Source organism: uncultured Phocaeicola sp. (assembly GCF_948499155.1).
In the GTDB taxonomy this organism is placed as follows: domain Bacteria; phylum Bacteroidota; class Bacteroidia; order Bacteroidales; family Bacteroidaceae; genus Phocaeicola; species Phocaeicola faecalis.
Genome location: NZ_CAOOSE010000013.1, coordinates 101,596 through 116,715 on the forward strand (window position 1 = coordinate 101,596; position 15,120 = coordinate 116,715).

Below are 15,120 nucleotides of genomic sequence, written 5' to 3' on the forward strand. Positions count from 1 at the left end.
TCACCATGATTGAACCCAACTATCTTCCCTTCATTCTTATTGGAGGTGGAATTATCTTTGTAATATTATTTTTTCATTATGTTCCGTTCTTCCTTTGGCTTTCAGCCAAGGTATCGGGTGTACGCATCTCACTGATACAATTGTTCTTAATGCGCATCCGAAACGTTCCGCCATACGTTATTGTCCCGGCAATGATTGAAGCGCACAAAGCCGGTTTGAGCACGATTACCCGTGACGAACTGGAAGCACACTATATGGCAGGCGGACACGTAGAAAAAGTGGTACACGCATTGGTTTCAGCTTCTAAAGCAAACATCGAACTTTCTTTTCAAATGGCAACAGGTATCGACCTGGCAGGTCGTGATGTATTTGAAGCTGTACAGATGTCGGTTAACCCGAAAGTAATTGACACCCCTCCTGTTACTGCCGTAGCAAAAGACGGTATACAGTTGATAGCCAAGGCACGTGTCACCGTACGCGCCAATATCCGCCAATTAGTGGGTGGTGCAGGAGAAGATACCATTTTAGCGCGTGTAGGCGAAGGTATCGTATCTTCTATCGGTTCATCGGAAAACCACAAATCAGTGTTGGAGAACCCTGATTCAATTTCCAAACTGGTACTCCGCAAAGGCTTGGATGCCGGGACAGCTTTTGAGATTCTATCAATCGATATTGCGGATATCGACATAGGTAGAAACATCGGTGCAGCCTTACAAATAGACCAAGCTAATGCAGACAAGAATATCGCACAAGCCAAGGCTGAAGAACGTCGTGCCATGGCAGTCGCACTGGAACAGGAAATGAAAGCGAAAGCCGAGGAAGCACGCGCCAACGTAATCCAAGCCGAAGCCGAAGTGCCCAAAGCCATGGCTGAAGCATTCCGTAGTGGCAACCTAGGTATCATGGACTATTATCGTATGAAAAATATACAGGCAGATACCTCCATGCGCGAAAATATAGCAAAACCTGAAACAACTTTCGGCGGTGAACCGTTAAGCAAATAACAAACACGAGGTATCGGTTATATCCAACATAGAAGCAGACCTTTATGGGCTTAGTCGATAAGCCGAAAGGATATTAAATGTATGTGCTCATAAGTCTGCCTCTACTAGGATGGAATAAGATATTTATTACAAAAACGATTAAAAGCAAAAACCATGAAAAAATATTATGCCGAATCAGAATTGATTATCAATCCAGACGGTTCTATTTTCCACCTCCATATCAAACCGGAACAACTAGCAGATAAAGTAATTCTTGTGGGTGACCCGGGCCGTGTAGCTTTGGTAGCCTCTCATTTCGACACCAAAGAATGTGAAGTAGAGAGTCGTGAGTTTAAAACCATTACCGGAACTTATCAAGGTAAACGTATTACAGTAGTTTCTACTGGAATTGGTTGCGACAATATAGATATTGTAATGAACGAACTGGACGCCTTGGCTAATATTGATTTCAAAAGCCGCTATGAGAAAGATAATTTACGCCAACTACAATTGGTACGCATAGGCACTTGCGGAGGTCTGCAACCTTATACTCCTGTAGGTACGTATATCTGTTCAGAAAAGTCTATCGGTTTTGATGGATTGCTTAATTTTTATGCCGGCCGTAATGAAGTATGCGATCTTAAAATGGAACAAACATTCGTCAATTATATGGGCTGGGAAGGCAATGTATGCATCGCACATCCCTACGTTATTAATGCAGACAAGGAACTCATTGACCGCATCGCACAAAATGATATGGTTCGTGGCGTAACTATCGCTGCCGGAGGTTTCTTTGGACCGCAAGGACGTGAACTCCGTATCCCCTTAGCTGATCCCAAGCAAAATGAGAAAATTGAACAATTTGAATACGAAGGCTATCGCATCACTAACTTTGAGATGGAAAGCTCTGCCCTTGCAGGACTTGCACGCTTAATGGGCCACAAAGCAATGACTGTATGTATGGTCATTGCCAACCGACTCATCAAGGAAGCCAATACCGGATATAAAAATTCTATTGACGAATTGATAAAAAAAGTGTTAGAACGAATATAATCAATACAGATGGAAGCCAGCTTCAAACAAACCACTACCGATAAAGCGGAACGTTACCGCCTCTTCCTCCCCCAATTCGAACTTCTCATTTCGGACGAAAAGGAAGAAGTAAGCGTTCTTGCCAATGCCAGCGCCGCCCTTCATGAAGCCTTTGGCTTTTTTTGGGTAGGTTTCTATCTGGTCAAAGACGGCCAACTCATTCTCGGCCCCTTTCAAGGAAGCGCCGCCTGTTACCGCATCCGCAAGGGAAAAGGAGTATGTGGAACCTCATGGACGGAAGCCCGCACCCTGATAGTGCCCGATGTAGAACAATTCCCCGGGCACATAGCATGCAGCTCCCTCTCCCGTTCCGAAATAGTAGTCCCCATCCTTGCCGGGGAGCAAGTAAAGGGAGTGCTGGACATAGACAGCGACCAGTTAAACTCTTTTGATGAAACAGACCGCCACTACTTGGAAAAAGTAGCCGCCCTCATAGCTAAAACAATCTATCAGTAATTAAATATAAAATGACAAACCAAGATACCATCTGTGCCATTGCCACCGCTCCCGGAGGAGCCATCGGAACCATCCGCGTATCCGGTCCCCAAGCCATTGAAATAACTTCACGCCTGTTCACCCCCATGCAAGGCAAGCCATTATCTGAGCGCAAGCCTTATACCCTTACTTTCGGGAAAATACTCTCCGCCCAAGGAGAAATCATTGACGAAGTGCTGGTCTCCCTGTTCCGTGCCCCCCATTCCTATACCGGTGAAGACAGCACAGAAATAATGTGTCATGGTTCATCCTATATCCTGCAACAAGTGCTGCAACTCCTCATCCAAAACGGATGCCGTTCCGCCCTGCCGGGCGAATACACCCAGCGCGCCTTTCTGAACGGGAAAATGGACCTGAGCCAAGCCGAAGCCGTGGCAGACCTGATAGCCTCTTCTTCCGCCGCCACCCACCGCTTGGCCATGAGCCAGATGCGCGGAGGGTTCAGCAAGGAACTTTCCGATCTGCGCAACCAGTTGCTCCACTTCACCTCGCTGATGGAACTGGAACTGGACTTCAGCGACCATGAGGAACTAGAGTTCGCCAACCGCGATGAACTGAACGGACTGGCCGCCCGCATTGAGCAAGTCATCGCCCGACTCGCCCATTCGTTCAGCGTGGGAAACGCCATCAAGAATGGCATTCCGGTAGCGATTATCGGAGAAACGAACGCCGGAAAGTCCACTTTGCTGAATGCATTGCTGAATGAAGAAAAAGCCATTGTAAGCAATATCCATGGGACCACCCGCGATGTGATAGAGGATACAATAAATTTACAAGGCATCACCTTCCGGTTCATTGACACGGCAGGAATCCGGCAGACAACTGATACCATCGAAAGCATGGGAATAGAACGCACTTTTAAAAAAATGGAACAATCCTCTATCATTTTATGGATGATAGACTCTACAGATGCCAAGGTGCGTTTTGAAGAGTTGCAAACAGAGATTCTTCCGCATTGCCAAGGCAAGAAGCTGATTATTTTATTCAACAAATCAGAATTATTGCTTCCCATACAAAAGGAAGAACTGGCGGCTATGTTTTCCGATATTGAAGCGGAGAAGCTATTTATCTCCGCCAAGAAACGGGAGAACATAACGGCATTGGAAGAAATATTAGTACAAGAGGCCGCTTTACCTGAGATTAGTCAAAATGATATTATTATAACAAACGCAAGACATTATGAAGCATTAACTAGGGCATTAGCCTCCATTCACAGGGTGCAGGAAGGGTTACAATCGGGTCTGTCGGGAGATTTGGTAAGTGAAGACTTAAGACAATGTATTTTCCATCTTTCAGATATTGTGGGAGATGTAACCAATGACGAAGTTCTTGGAAATATATTTAAAAATTTTTGCATCGGCAAGTAAGTGGTGATTACCAACGATTAGCATATAGCATCAACAACTATCAAGGCGTTCATTTTGAGCGCCTTTCTTTTTAGCCTTGTAAGCGATATACATCGTTTATAGGGCTTTCTCAGCTCATTTTTGTACCGTATTTGTTGCTCGCTTGTTATCCTCCGGCTTTAGGGTCGGAAAGGTCGTGGACAAAGTTAACTATGGTTGACTATGATTTACGATGGTTGAACAAAATGGAGAAATAACAAGAGAAATAAACCTCTAAAAGTAACAAATATGGCAACAAGTAAGACGAAAATCAAGAAGGTATGTGAGTACTGTGGAACAGTATTTTACGCTCAAAAACTGACTACACGCTTCTGCTCTCATCGATGTAACAATCTTGCGTACAAAGAAAGGGTTCGGCAGAAGAGAATACAAGAAGTAGAAACCAAGGTTCAAACGGTCATCAGTGAGCAGCCTATATCAGATTTCAAGGACAAAGAATATCTGTCATTCAAAGAGGCTGCGACTTTGTTAGGACTGAGTAAGCAAGCCATATATAAAATGGTATATGCAGGAAAGCTGAGGGCATTCCGTGTTAGTAGCAGATTGTCCTTCATTCGTAAAGGCGATATTGACCGAATGCTGGAGGCTCGTCCTTATGAGCAGAGACATCCCAAAGACACTATTCCCATCACCGACTTCTACACCACTGCCGAAGTCAAAGAAAAGTTCAATGTGGCGGAGTCATGGATATTTGCAATCGCCAAGAAGAACAACATTCCTCGGACATTCAATCGGGGCAAGACTTACTGGAGCAAGAAGCACATAGACGCTTACTTTGCCAAGAAAGCACCGAACCCCGACATCACGGAATGGTACAGTACCCAAGAGATACAGGAGAAGTTCGGCATGACCTTATCCGCCGTCTACTGTTTCGTTTCCAAGAACGCCATCCCGAAGAAGAAAGAGGGCATCATGGTGTACTACTCTAAGAAGCATGTGGATATTGCTAAAGGCATGACTGCGCCCGAAGAACCGAAGTATTATACTGTGCCGGAAGCGCTGGAGAAGTTCAACCTCACTCGTGACCAGCTCTATCATTACGCAACGTATCACAATATCCCGAAGGTGAAGAAGGGCAAATACACGCTTATTTCCAAGTCGGAGTTGGATAAACTACTTGCCGCCCCAAAGATTGAATAAGTTATTCTTCGGTGGGTGTTGTCACCATTGAATCACCCTATTCCTTTGCACCAAACAAATGTAAAACTCTAAATATCAAACAGCATGACACACACGTGTACAAAAGTAACAGTTCGTCAGAGAGCGATTCGCAACAATCGTATCTCCTTGTATCTGGATTATTATCCGGCAGTCCGTAACCCCGAAACCATGCAGATGAGCCGCAGGGAGTACCTCGGCATCTACATCTACGCCCATCCGAAGAACGAGATGGAACGGGAGTTCAACAACGATATGTTGAACAAGGCAGAGGCTATTCGTTGCATCAGGGTACAGTCGCTCATCAATGAAGAGTTCGGATTCTTGGATAAGACCAAGCAGAAAGCCGACTTTCTTGCCTACTTCAAGAAGATGTGCCGGAACAAAGACCAGAAATGGCAGTTTGTCTATCAGCATTTCCATAACTTCGTCAAAGGTCATTGCACGTTTGGCGAGGTGAACGTGGACTTGTGCAAGAAGTTCCGCGAGTACCTTCTTCACGCCAAGCAACTCAAGCGCAGTAGCCGCTCCATATCACTCAATTCGGCATCCGGCTACTACTCCACATTCCGAGGTCTGTTGAAGATTGCCTATCGGGACAAATGGCTTCGGGAGAACATCAATGACTATCTTGAAAAGATTGAACCGCAAGAAGTGAAGAAAGAGTACCTGACGCTGGATGAGGTGAAGCAACTTGCCGCCACGCCCTGCGACATTCCCGTATTGAAAGCTGCCTCTCTATTTGCTTGTCTGACAGGTTTACGCATCAGCGACATTCAAAATCTCCAATGGGAAGACTTTGCCCTTGCACCCGACCAGGGTTATTGCTTGCGTATCAGAACACAGAAAACGCAAACGGAAGCAACTCTGCCCATAAGTAACGAAGCATACGAACTATGCGGGACGCCCGGAACGGGCAAGGTGTTCAAAGGACTAAAGCGGAGCATGATTAACTACCCACTGAAGAACTGGCTCAAAAAGGCGGGAATAGCCAAACCCATCACCTTCCACGGATTTCGACATAGCTACGCCGTGATTCAAATCTCCTTGGGCACTGACATTTACACAGTCTCAAAGATGCTGACGCACAAGAACGTAACCACGACTCAAATCTATGCCGATTTGGTCAATTCCAAGAAGCGAGAGACCGCCAATAAGATTTCACTCAAATAAAATACGGCCATGAAACGAGGAATCATAACCAACAACGGACAAGGCATCCATATCTCTGATGGCGAGGTGTGGATGACCTCTTGGGAGATTGCTGACCTGTTTAATACACCGGCAGGGCTTATCTATTCTGCTATTAAAAGGATATTGAGAACCAGCATCTTGAAAGAGTACGAAGTATGTAAGTACATTAAATTAGAGAACGGTTACAATGCTGATGTGTATAATTTTGAGATGGTTATTGCCCTATCTTATCAGATAGATACCGGGCATTCCATAGAGTTCAGGCAGTGGCTGGCAAACAAAGCCACACATAAGCAAGGTCACAATATCCTGTTATATCTCAACAAAGGAACGTGTAGCACATTGTCTTGTTGATAATCCCCTCTCTCCCATTAGAATATCTGCATTGTTTGGCCGCAAATAGTGCAGATATTCTTTGTTTTAAGACCTTCAACCCCGTTCCACTAACTATTTTCACCGGGAAACAAGAAAGTTACAATTCCCTCATTATAAAGAATGTAACGTGGTGACATTTGATGTAATATATCGTCAAAAGCCCTCTGACGGAGAAAACCTCGCATTTTGCTAAAAATAAATGATATACATTTGCACACAAACGATTAGCAAATATCACTATGGAGCAGAGAAAGATTGAACATATTACATTGCATCTGATGGTTTTCAGTACAATAGTTGTCATTGGCGTTTTAGCTCGTCAGACCGCATTACATTATGGTTGGGACGAGTTCAGCAGCTACCTTATTCTCGTAGTTTGCTCCATCGTCATGGGTGCCATCTACCTCAATCTACAAATGGCATCCAATCAAATCCTATCACCTGCAATAGAAAAGTGTTTTCTGAAATTTGAGTGCTACCGCAGCAAGATTGTAGTGGTTGAAGGATGTCCTGAAGCTATTGAAGAAGTTGTAGACGTAGAATCTATCGCATCAGAATCTATGATTGAAGTCGAAACCACATCTGATACATCAGAAGAGGTTTCGACTCCCATGCATTCCGAGACAGACGAAGGAAAGGCTAATCTTCCAAAGGAAGACGCCACACCTTCTGTTGAAGAAACTAATCAGCCATCAGAATATGAAGTGCTTCGTGCCAATGCGATGGCTGAAAAAGAACGTGCATCCCAAGAAAGACTTGACAGGGTCATCACCTACACGAAACGGACTTTAGTCCCTTATCTTGATGAAGAAAGCCTCCATCACCTCTGCGGATATGTCACAGAATACTATCTGTCAGACTCTTTGCCCAAAGTCGAATCCATAAAACTCAGTTCGCAATTAAAGACCATTGATGCCATGCACTTCGGCTGGAACATCGGTAAGGCTTTCGGAAAACCACGATTACAGACAGCCACATTCATAAAGAGGGTATTCGCTCATACCCTCCGTGATGTGGAAATCTCCACGATTGAGCGCAAGATGTCGCACACGGAATCGGAGTGCAAGATTAAGCTGGATAAGAATGTCGCTTAACCTATTTGCCGATTATTTCCTTTAGTTCTTCTATACTAAGTCTGCCCTTATGTAACATGGCATGACAATTGGGGCATACAGGGACAAGGCTATTTTCTGGGTCAATTCTATGCCGCTCCCCTTTCTGTGTTGAAATGGGAACGATATGATGTACATGGATAAATCCTTTACCTAAATCACCATATACTTCCCCGAAATCCATTCCACAGACCTGACAAACACATCCGTATTTTTCAATGCATCTTCTTCGTGCGATGGGATTACGTTCATATCTGTTAATCAGTGTTTGCAGTAAAGAACCTTCGTAATACTCTGTGGAGTATTTATCACTCAAATAACGATCTAATACCCAATACTTTCGTTGAGTATTAACCATTTTCTTTGGAGTGACTTCAAGCTGATTACAGAAATTCAAATAGCATTTTTCTAATTCTTCATCATACTCACAAGGACTACCTAATATCTTATTTATAGAAGGTGTAGTCTTTGTGCCATTTTTACCATTTCGTTTAACGAGATGAACAATTAAGCTATTATTCAAATATCCTACAAAGCGACTTGGCGCAAAATGAGTCTTTCCCCCAGATTTATAGACTACGAAATCAGTTCCACGGCTAATAAGTTTAATCATACATTTATAATCTTCTTCATTATCTCCACTTAAATAAGTATCAACCTGAAGCAAGTTATCCATCAATTCCGATGTGTTTTCAATCAATCTTCCCAAATTTTTCATAATAGCACTAATTATCGCACTGACAAAGATACTTAAATCCCTTGTAATCATCACTTATTACCATCAAAAAGTTATATCACAGTTATATTTTGGTGGATGATTCCACCATTGAAACACCTGTTTCCTTTGCCGTCGAACAATTAAAAACGATTGGCGTATGCAAAACGAAACAGTAACATTTGATAAGCTGCCCGAGGCGGTAGGTTATCTGACCGAACAGGTCATTGAGTTGAAAAGAATGGTGTCGGAACTTCAACCTCCTGCATCAGACAAACACGTGTTGGTTGAGATTGAAGATGCTTGCCGTATCATCCGAAAAGCCAAGCCTACCATATATACATTGGTACGCAAAGGGCTACTTCCGGCTTATAAGAAAGGCAAGAAACTCTATTTCTACGAGGACGAACTGTTGGCATGGATTGACAACGGACGAAGAAAGACAGCGGAACAGACTTATGAAGAGATGCTTTCCAATATGCAAGGTAGTGTCAAGCACAAGCCTAAATCATCCTTTAACTTCTAACCGTCTGATGTATGGATACAAGTTCTATCAATCCCGTATCTGTCATTGATGAAGCGATTGATTTGAGTACACGGCTGGCTGGTACGGAGTTTCCTATCAGTATATTCCCTGCTCAGATTCAACGTATCATCCATGAGGTACACGAATGCCACAATTATCCCACTGACTACATTGCCGCAGCTATCCTGACGGCAATGGCAGTCGGCATCGGGAATACGCATCTTGCCCAAATCAAGCAGGGCTGGATGGAAAGTCCTATTCTGTATATGGCACTGATTGGAAGACCGGGAGCGAACAAGAGTCATCCCCTCAGCTTTGCCATGAAGCCTTTCCTCGATTATGACTATAGGCAGAATCAGGAATTTGAGAAAGCTCTTGCAAAATATGATGAACTGATGAGTATGAGCCGGAAGGAACGTGCGGAAAGCGGCGGTGAGCAATTTCCACAAGAACCTATCCGCAAACGCTTCCTGGTTTCGGATGTAACGCCCGAAGGTTTGAGTCTCATTCATGCACAGAACAAACGAGGCTTATGCTTATGGGCAGACGAGTTGTCCGCTTGGTTCAAGAACTTCAACCGCTACAATAACGGTTCGGAGGAACAGTTCTGGCTCTCGGTATTCAGTGCCAAGACCACCATATCCGACCGCAAGAATGCCAAGAGTTCCATCTTCATCAAGCGTCCGTATATCTCGGTCATTGGTACTATCCAAAAGAAAATCCTGAGCGAGTTGGCAAAAGGAGAACGCTCCAGCAACGGTTTCATTGATCGTATTCTGTTTGTGATGCCCAATCTGCAACAGAAGGCACGTTGGAACGACAAGGAACTTCCGGAAAACATCGAACAGGAATGGAATACCATCATTGAGAAATTGATACAGCAAGAGTGCAGCCTTAACGAGTTCGGAGAGATTGAACCACACGTTCTTCCTTTCTCAGGCGAAGCAAAAAGACGACTCTACGAGTGGCAGCACCATTTCTCTGAGTTGTGCGACCGGGAGACCAACGACACGATTGTAAGTATCTACTGCAAACTGGAGATATACATCATCCGCTTCTGCTTGATAATCCAATTAGCTCGATGGACTTGTGGAGAGTGTGATAAGACACATATCGACCTGCTGACGGTGGAACGATCCATCAAACTGACGGAGTATTTCAAAGAATCTGCATTGAGTGTGCAGAACATCTTAAATGAGAATGCTCTCACCAGTCAACAACAAGTGATAATCAATCTGCTTCCTGCCTCCTTCACGACTGCTCAAGCCATAGAGTTGGCCGAGCAGAACGGGATGAAGGAGCGGACGTTTCAACGCTTTCTCAATGACAACATCGGAACACTGTTCCGCAAAGAGAAGCATGGAGAATATTCAAAGATTAACCCGTGACATTTTTGTCGGTTTTGACGCTTTCCAAGCGAAGACGACAATAACGACAAAAGTGACACACTAAAAAAGACAACAATGAGTACACATAGATTCATATTAGAACCCTACAAAGGTGTCAGCACCCGGCACACTTGCCCGAACTGCCATCGCCAAAGATGTTTCTCCAAGTACATTGATACGGAGAAGCGAATCCAGTTTCCCGAGTATGTGGGACGTTGTGACCATGAGCAGAAATGCGGGTATCACTTCACGCCTCGTGATTACTTCGAGCAGAACCCGGCAGAGAAAGAAAAGTTCTCAGAAACCACCTTTAGAAGCTATGCTTCTGTTAAGGAGGCGCAGCCCGTGGCCACCTCTTACATTGATTTGGATATTGTCAATCAATCATTACGAGGCTATCCGGTGAACAAGTTGTTTCAATTCCTATCGGCTCAGTTCGGAGAGACCGAAACATTGAAGCTGATGAAGAAGTATAAGGTGGGCACATCCAAGTATTGGGACGGTGCGACTGTATTCTGGCAAACGGACAATCAAGGCAGAGTCCGCACTGGGAAGATTATGCTTTACAATTCGGAGACTGGTAAGAGAGTAAAAGAACCATACAATCATGTCACATGGGTACACTCTGTATTGCACAAAGGGGATTATAATCTGAAGCAATGTTTCTTTGGTGAACATCTGCTTTCCGAGAATAAGCGCCGACCTGTTGCACTGGTCGAAAGCGAAAAGACTGCCCTCATCGCCTCCTACTATCTACCGCAATTCCTATGGATTGCTTCAGGTGGAAAGAACGGTTGTTTCAATGCCAACAGTCTGTCTGTTCTTGCCGGGAGAAGCGTTGTCCTGTTTCCCGACTTGGGCGCAACTGACTATTGGCAGAGCAAAATCGGGCTGATGAAAAGTTATGGAATTGAGGTACAGATATTCGATTATTTGGAGGCCAACGCCAACGAAGTAGAGCGAAAAGAAGGATATGACATTGCCGATTATCTACTCAAAGTGAAGCCTGACGAAGCTGTACTTCAACAGATGATAAGGAGAAATCCCGCTCTGAAAATACTGATAGATGCCCTCGATTTGAAGTTCATCAGTGTACAACGAGGTATCCCTCATCCGAAGGTTTCACCACCTAAGAAACGAGGCTTCAGACTATGACCGAGAGGGAGAAAAATGAGACTTTTTTTACTGTAGCAAGTTAATGTCGGTGTATTACATTCCCCGACCACTTGCTCCTCAAAAAGTCTGAGGAGGCGACTCCCGATGGTCACAAATTATTCACTAAAAGACAGAATCAAAATGGAAAAGAAATATACGATAACGCTCCGTCTGACAGACATGCAGTACACATTACTTGGTGCAATTTGCAGACGGACTAAAAGGAATCAAAGTGAGGTCATCCGCTCGTTCATCGAGAACGGTTCGGTACGTGAACGAATTTCGCAAGAGCATATCTACATCATCCGTCAGTTGATTGGCGAAAGCACCAATCTCAACCAGTTGGCGAGGCAGGCAAACACCTACGGATTCTCTGCCGTTGCCAAGCGATGCGAAGAAATGGCGGAACGTATTAACCAACTTATAAAACGACTAAAAGATGATAGGTAAGCAAACAAAAGGGACATCGTTCGGTGGATGCGTCTGCTACGTCCTTAAAGAAGAAAAGTCCAAGTTGCTGAAAGCAGTCGGAGTGGACGGAACACCCGAACAGATGGCAGAGCAATTTGAGTTACAATCGTTGCTCAACGACAAGGTAAAGAATATTGTCGGACACACTTCGCTCAACTTCTCTCCCGAAGATAGCGACCGTTTGAAACACGATGATGCGCTGATGTTACAAATCGCTCATGACTACATGAAGCTGATGGGTATTCAAAACACGCAATACATCGTTGCCCGGCACATTGACCGTGAGCATCCGCATTGCCACATCGTCTTCAATCGGGTGGACAATGACGGCAAAACGATTAGCGACAAGAATGACTTTCGCCGGAATGAGAAAGCCTGCAAAATGCTAACGGCTAAATATCGGCTCCACTTCGCCAATAGTAAAGACCATATCAATGAGGAACGACTGCGCCCATACGACCGGGCAAAGCATGAAATATACAAGGCATTGAAAGAAGAACTGCCGAATGCCAAGAGTTGGAACGAACTGAAAGACGCTCTTACTGACCGGGATATTGATATGAAATTCAAGGTTAGTCGGATGACACGGGAAATACAAGGCGTTAGGTTCGAGTATGGTGGTTTCTCGTTCTCCGGCTCAAAGGTCAGCCGTGAGTTCAGCTACATGAACATCGACAATAGACTGGAAGAGAATGCCTGTGCATCCATGTTTGACTCTGTCAACCAGAAGCCTAAGCATGAAGAGGCAGAGGTGCAACAAAGCGTTTCTCATTCTGATGATGCTGGCATCAGTCTTGGCCTGCTAAACGGTGGTTCATCTTACGATGCTACTGCCGCAGAAGAAGCCGAGTTCAATCGCCTAATGAAGAAGAAAAAGGCTAAGCGCAAGCGAGGCTTTCATTTATAATCAATTTATTAACAATTAAAACTTTATCAATTATGTTACACAACGATTTAATTTGTGATTTCAATCTCTACCTGTGTGAGCAGTTCGGCTACAGAAACAGTTGTAGCGTGATGCAAAATGCCAATGGCTTTTGCGTGGACATCCGTGAGCGTGATTTAGACTGCTACATCCGCTTCTGGGAGTACAGCAACGGCGTGGGAAATTTTCCTGACTGGAGCATCATCATCGTGCGCAGCAACTTCAAGAAGAACCAAGAAGAAAATCTGAAGGACTTGGCCCGCTTCTTCAAGGAGTACATGCCACGCTATGGTTACAAGTACCTCTGTTCCGAAGGTGATGGTTACGGGTATTACCAGACGCTCAGTTTGAAACTTGTCAGGAAAGACTTTTTCGGACACAATTATGCACTGGCACTGAAGGATTTGAATGTTTGATTCTTTGCTTTGAGTTAAGGAGGGGAAGATTTTCCTCTCCTTTTCCATTTACACAAATTTGTTCAGATATTGCTTTAGAATCGTATTAAGAGCGAAGAAATTACTCTATCGTATTCCTTCGCTCCATCAAATACCTATTTTCTCAATGATTTGAATACCTTGGCAATGCAACGCTTCTTCTGTTCCATATTGGGATGAACATAAAGATTGAGCGTTGTTGAAATGTTGGAGTGTCCCAAGAGGACGCTCACCGTTTTGTAGTCGCATCCAGCTTCAATACAACGTGTTGCAAAGCTGTGGCGCAGACCGTGATATTTCAATTTGGGGATACCGAGCTTGGTCATCAGTTTGTTGTAGTAATTGCGGTAAGTGCGTGGTTCTGTAGGACGCTCATCATTGGTTAGTACATAGAAATCGTCATTGATTACTTTCTTCAGAGGCTTAATCATCGTAAGTAGTTCCTTGCTCATAGGTATCTCACGACAAGAGTTCTTCGTTTTAGGTGAGTTGATAACAAGCTCAGTGTGCTTTTCCTTCCCCTCTATGATGTAGATACGTTCAATGGTACGACTGACGGTTATCGTGCCATCAGTTACATTGATATCGCTCCATTTCAAAGCACATATCTCTCCGATGCGTAGCCCTGTGCTAAGGCTAATATAAATACCAAGCCCTGCAAAAGTAAAATGATCTTGAATGTAGTTCAGAATTGTTCTGTGATTGGCTACAGATAGCACTTCAAGTTCTTTGTTTACTGAGGATGTAGGGTATTTAATATCCCATTCGTAATAGCTCATCCATTCGTTCTTGACCCCGAACTTCATTACCATTTTAAGGACTATAAGAATGTCCTTGACAGATTTTGTGCTTAGCCCACTTCCCAATTTCTGCAAGACGAATGCTTGCACTTCCTTTTCATGGAGAGAATCACTGTCACCAAAATACGGAATGATGTGGTTCTCCAAGATTAGCACATAAGCAGCCATTGTAGACTGCTTCACGTAGGGTTGCTTGTACTCTTTCCAAGCCACCGCAATTTCTCTAATTTTTTTGTTGCTCATATTATTTGATAAATGATAGGTGTCTATAATTAGAGAAATATAATGTATGATGTTCCCCATTTGAGATTCCCAGAGTTTAGTGGGGAGTGGGAGAAGTACAGACTATGCGATGTCGCCTCAATCGTCGGACGTATAGGCTTTAGAGGTTATACAACGAATGATATAGTTACTAAAGGGAAAGGGGCGATAGCCCTCAGTCCAACAAACATCGAAAATAACAAATTGACTTATGATAAGGATAATACCTACATCAGCTTTTATAAATACGAAGAATCACCAGAGATAATGATCAAACAAGGAGATGTGATTTTCGTAAAAACGGGATCCACTGTTGGGAAAGTTGCCTATGTAGATAAGCTTATTTGTAAAACGACTCTTAATCCGCAGGTTGTTGTATTGAAGGATATTCAATGTGACAACTATCTTCTTAGTGTGTTAATGTCAACCAACAAATTCCAAAATGCCATAAGGAAAATAATAGTTGGTGGTGCCGTTCCGACATTATCACAAGCGGCAATGGGTGATATTGTAGTAACAATGCCTCAAGCCACAGAACAAGAGAAACTTTCAAAATTCATTTCGTTACTTGATGATCGCATCGCCACCCAAAACAAAATCATTGAGAAACTGCAATCCTTAATCAAAGGA

The 15,120-nt window shown here is 43.9% G+C and carries 17 protein-coding genes; 15 read left to right on the plus strand and 2 right to left on the minus strand.

The window, feature by feature from the left end:
• Positions 1-5 precede the first annotated feature (5 nt).
• The 8 genes from floA (at position 6) to QYT14_RS11095 (ending at position 7,797) form a co-directional block, all read left to right on the plus strand.
• Entirely contained in the window at positions 6-1,004 is a 999-nt protein-coding gene (gene floA, locus QYT14_RS11060; protein WP_288324823.1) for a flotillin-like protein FloA, read from the plus strand.
• Between the two features lie 153 nt (positions 1,005-1,157).
• Entirely contained in the window at positions 1,158-2,036 is an 879-nt protein-coding gene (locus QYT14_RS11065) for a nucleoside phosphorylase (RefSeq protein ID WP_288324822.1), read from the plus strand.
• Positions 2,037-2,045: 9 nt separating this feature from the next.
• Entirely contained in the window at positions 2,046-2,531 is a 486-nt protein-coding gene (locus QYT14_RS11070; protein ID WP_288324820.1) for a GAF domain-containing protein, read from the plus strand.
• 11 nt (positions 2,532-2,542) lie between these two features.
• On the plus strand, positions 2,543-3,937 hold the full coding sequence (mnmE, locus tag QYT14_RS11075; protein WP_288324819.1) for a tRNA uridine-5-carboxymethylaminomethyl(34) synthesis GTPase MnmE: 1,395 nt from the start codon (positions 2,543-2,545) through the stop codon (positions 3,935-3,937).
• 267 nt (positions 3,938-4,204) lie between these two features.
• Positions 4,205-5,116, plus strand: a complete 912-nt coding sequence (locus QYT14_RS11080; protein ID WP_258972513.1) for a helix-turn-helix domain-containing protein — start codon at positions 4,205-4,207, stop codon at positions 5,114-5,116.
• 84 nt (positions 5,117-5,200) lie between these two features.
• Positions 5,201-6,307 (plus strand): site-specific integrase, encoded by a 1,107-nt coding sequence (locus tag QYT14_RS11085; protein ID WP_288324817.1) that lies wholly within the window; start codon positions 5,201-5,203, stop codon positions 6,305-6,307.
• A 9-nt stretch (positions 6,308-6,316) separates the two neighbouring features.
• A complete protein-coding gene (locus QYT14_RS11090) occupies positions 6,317-6,682 on the plus strand; it encodes a lipofamily protein (protein ID WP_288324816.1) in 366 nt (121 codons plus the stop codon).
• A gap of 260 nt (positions 6,683-6,942) precedes the next feature.
• Positions 6,943-7,797, plus strand: coding sequence for a mobilization protein (locus QYT14_RS11095; RefSeq protein WP_288324815.1), 855 nt, complete (start codon positions 6,943-6,945; stop codon positions 7,795-7,797).
• 1 nt (position 7,798) lies between these two features.
• On the opposite strand, the gene QYT14_RS11100 is transcribed toward QYT14_RS11095, so the two are convergent.
• Positions 7,799-8,584 (minus strand): HNH endonuclease, encoded by a 786-nt coding sequence (locus QYT14_RS11100; protein ID WP_289307090.1) that lies wholly within the window; start codon positions 8,582-8,584, stop codon positions 7,799-7,801.
• A gap of 106 nt (positions 8,585-8,690) precedes the next feature.
• Between QYT14_RS11100 and QYT14_RS11105 the strand changes: the two genes are divergently transcribed.
• The 6 genes from QYT14_RS11105 to QYT14_RS11130 all read left to right on the plus strand — a co-directional run bounded on the left by QYT14_RS11105 (position 8,691) and on the right by QYT14_RS11130 (position 13,411).
• The gene (locus QYT14_RS11105; protein WP_122270864.1) at positions 8,691-9,056 is read left to right on the plus strand and encodes a helix-turn-helix domain-containing protein; all 366 of its coding nucleotides are present in this window, start codon (positions 8,691-8,693) and stop codon (positions 9,054-9,056) included.
• Between the two features lie 11 nt (positions 9,057-9,067).
• Positions 9,068-10,444 carry a DUF3987 domain-containing protein gene (locus QYT14_RS11110; protein ID WP_288324813.1) on the plus strand — a complete coding sequence of 459 codons (1,377 nt, stop codon included), beginning with the start codon at positions 9,068-9,070 and terminating at the stop codon, positions 10,442-10,444.
• 75 nt (positions 10,445-10,519) lie between these two features.
• Positions 10,520-11,599: a DUF6371 domain-containing protein gene (locus tag QYT14_RS11115; protein WP_258972497.1), complete on the plus strand. Its 1,080-nt coding sequence runs from the start codon at positions 10,520-10,522 to the stop codon at positions 11,597-11,599.
• Between the two features lie 141 nt (positions 11,600-11,740).
• A complete protein-coding gene (locus QYT14_RS11120; protein WP_258972495.1) occupies positions 11,741-12,049 on the plus strand; it encodes a MobC family plasmid mobilization relaxosome protein in 309 nt (102 codons plus the stop codon).
• Complete coding sequence (locus QYT14_RS11125; protein WP_288324812.1) at positions 12,039-12,977, plus strand: relaxase/mobilization nuclease domain-containing protein; 939 nt, start codon at positions 12,039-12,041, stop codon at positions 12,975-12,977. Before QYT14_RS11120 ends, QYT14_RS11125 begins: the two co-directional genes overlap by 11 nt.
• Before the next feature lie 32 nt (positions 12,978-13,009).
• Positions 13,010-13,411 carry a hypothetical protein gene (locus QYT14_RS11130; protein ID WP_258972491.1) on the plus strand — a complete coding sequence of 134 codons (402 nt, stop codon included), beginning with the start codon at positions 13,010-13,012 and terminating at the stop codon, positions 13,409-13,411.
• A 134-nt stretch (positions 13,412-13,545) separates the two neighbouring features.
• Here the strand turns inward: QYT14_RS11130 and QYT14_RS11135 are convergent, their stop codons facing one another.
• Positions 13,546-14,472 carry a site-specific integrase gene (locus QYT14_RS11135; RefSeq protein ID WP_258972489.1) on the minus strand — a complete coding sequence of 309 codons (927 nt, stop codon included), beginning with the start codon at positions 14,470-14,472 and terminating at the stop codon, positions 13,546-13,548.
• 42 nt (positions 14,473-14,514) lie between these two features.
• Between QYT14_RS11135 and QYT14_RS11140 the strand changes: the two genes are divergently transcribed.
• Positions 14,515-15,120 (plus strand): restriction endonuclease subunit S (locus QYT14_RS11140; protein ID WP_289826342.1); only part of this gene is annotated, 606 nt, incomplete at its 3' end.

Bases quoted from the DNA above. Each gene is read 5' to 3' on its own strand.
- floA (WP_288324823.1), top strand. From the start codon at position 6: ATGATTGAACCCAACTATCTTCCCTTCATTCTTATTGGAGGTGGAATT.
- QYT14_RS11065 (WP_288324822.1), top strand. From the start codon at position 1,158: ATGAAAAAATATTATGCCGAATCAGAATTGATTATCAATCCAGACGGT.
- QYT14_RS11070 (WP_288324820.1), top strand. From the start codon at position 2,046: ATGGAAGCCAGCTTCAAACAAACCACTACCGATAAAGCGGAACGTTAC.
- mnmE (WP_288324819.1), top strand. From the start codon at position 2,543: ATGACAAACCAAGATACCATCTGTGCCATTGCCACCGCTCCCGGAGGA.
- QYT14_RS11080 (WP_258972513.1), top strand. From the start codon at position 4,205: ATGGCAACAAGTAAGACGAAAATCAAGAAGGTATGTGAGTACTGTGGA.
- QYT14_RS11085 (WP_288324817.1), top strand. From the start codon at position 5,201: ATGACACACACGTGTACAAAAGTAACAGTTCGTCAGAGAGCGATTCGC.
- QYT14_RS11090 (WP_288324816.1), top strand. From the start codon at position 6,317: ATGAAACGAGGAATCATAACCAACAACGGACAAGGCATCCATATCTCT.
- QYT14_RS11095 (WP_288324815.1), top strand. From the start codon at position 6,943: ATGGAGCAGAGAAAGATTGAACATATTACATTGCATCTGATGGTTTTC.
- QYT14_RS11100 (WP_289307090.1), bottom strand. From the start codon at position 8,584: ATGATTACAAGGGATTTAAGTATCTTTGTCAGTGCGATAATTAGTGCT.
- QYT14_RS11105 (WP_122270864.1), top strand. From the start codon at position 8,691: ATGCAAAACGAAACAGTAACATTTGATAAGCTGCCCGAGGCGGTAGGT.
- QYT14_RS11110 (WP_288324813.1), top strand. From the start codon at position 9,068: ATGGATACAAGTTCTATCAATCCCGTATCTGTCATTGATGAAGCGATT.
- QYT14_RS11115 (WP_258972497.1), top strand. From the start codon at position 10,520: ATGAGTACACATAGATTCATATTAGAACCCTACAAAGGTGTCAGCACC.
- QYT14_RS11120 (WP_258972495.1), top strand. From the start codon at position 11,741: ATGGAAAAGAAATATACGATAACGCTCCGTCTGACAGACATGCAGTAC.
- QYT14_RS11125 (WP_288324812.1), top strand. From the start codon at position 12,039: ATGATAGGTAAGCAAACAAAAGGGACATCGTTCGGTGGATGCGTCTGC.
- QYT14_RS11130 (WP_258972491.1), top strand. From the start codon at position 13,010: ATGTTACACAACGATTTAATTTGTGATTTCAATCTCTACCTGTGTGAG.
- QYT14_RS11135 (WP_258972489.1), bottom strand. From the start codon at position 14,472: ATGAGCAACAAAAAAATTAGAGAAATTGCGGTGGCTTGGAAAGAGTAC.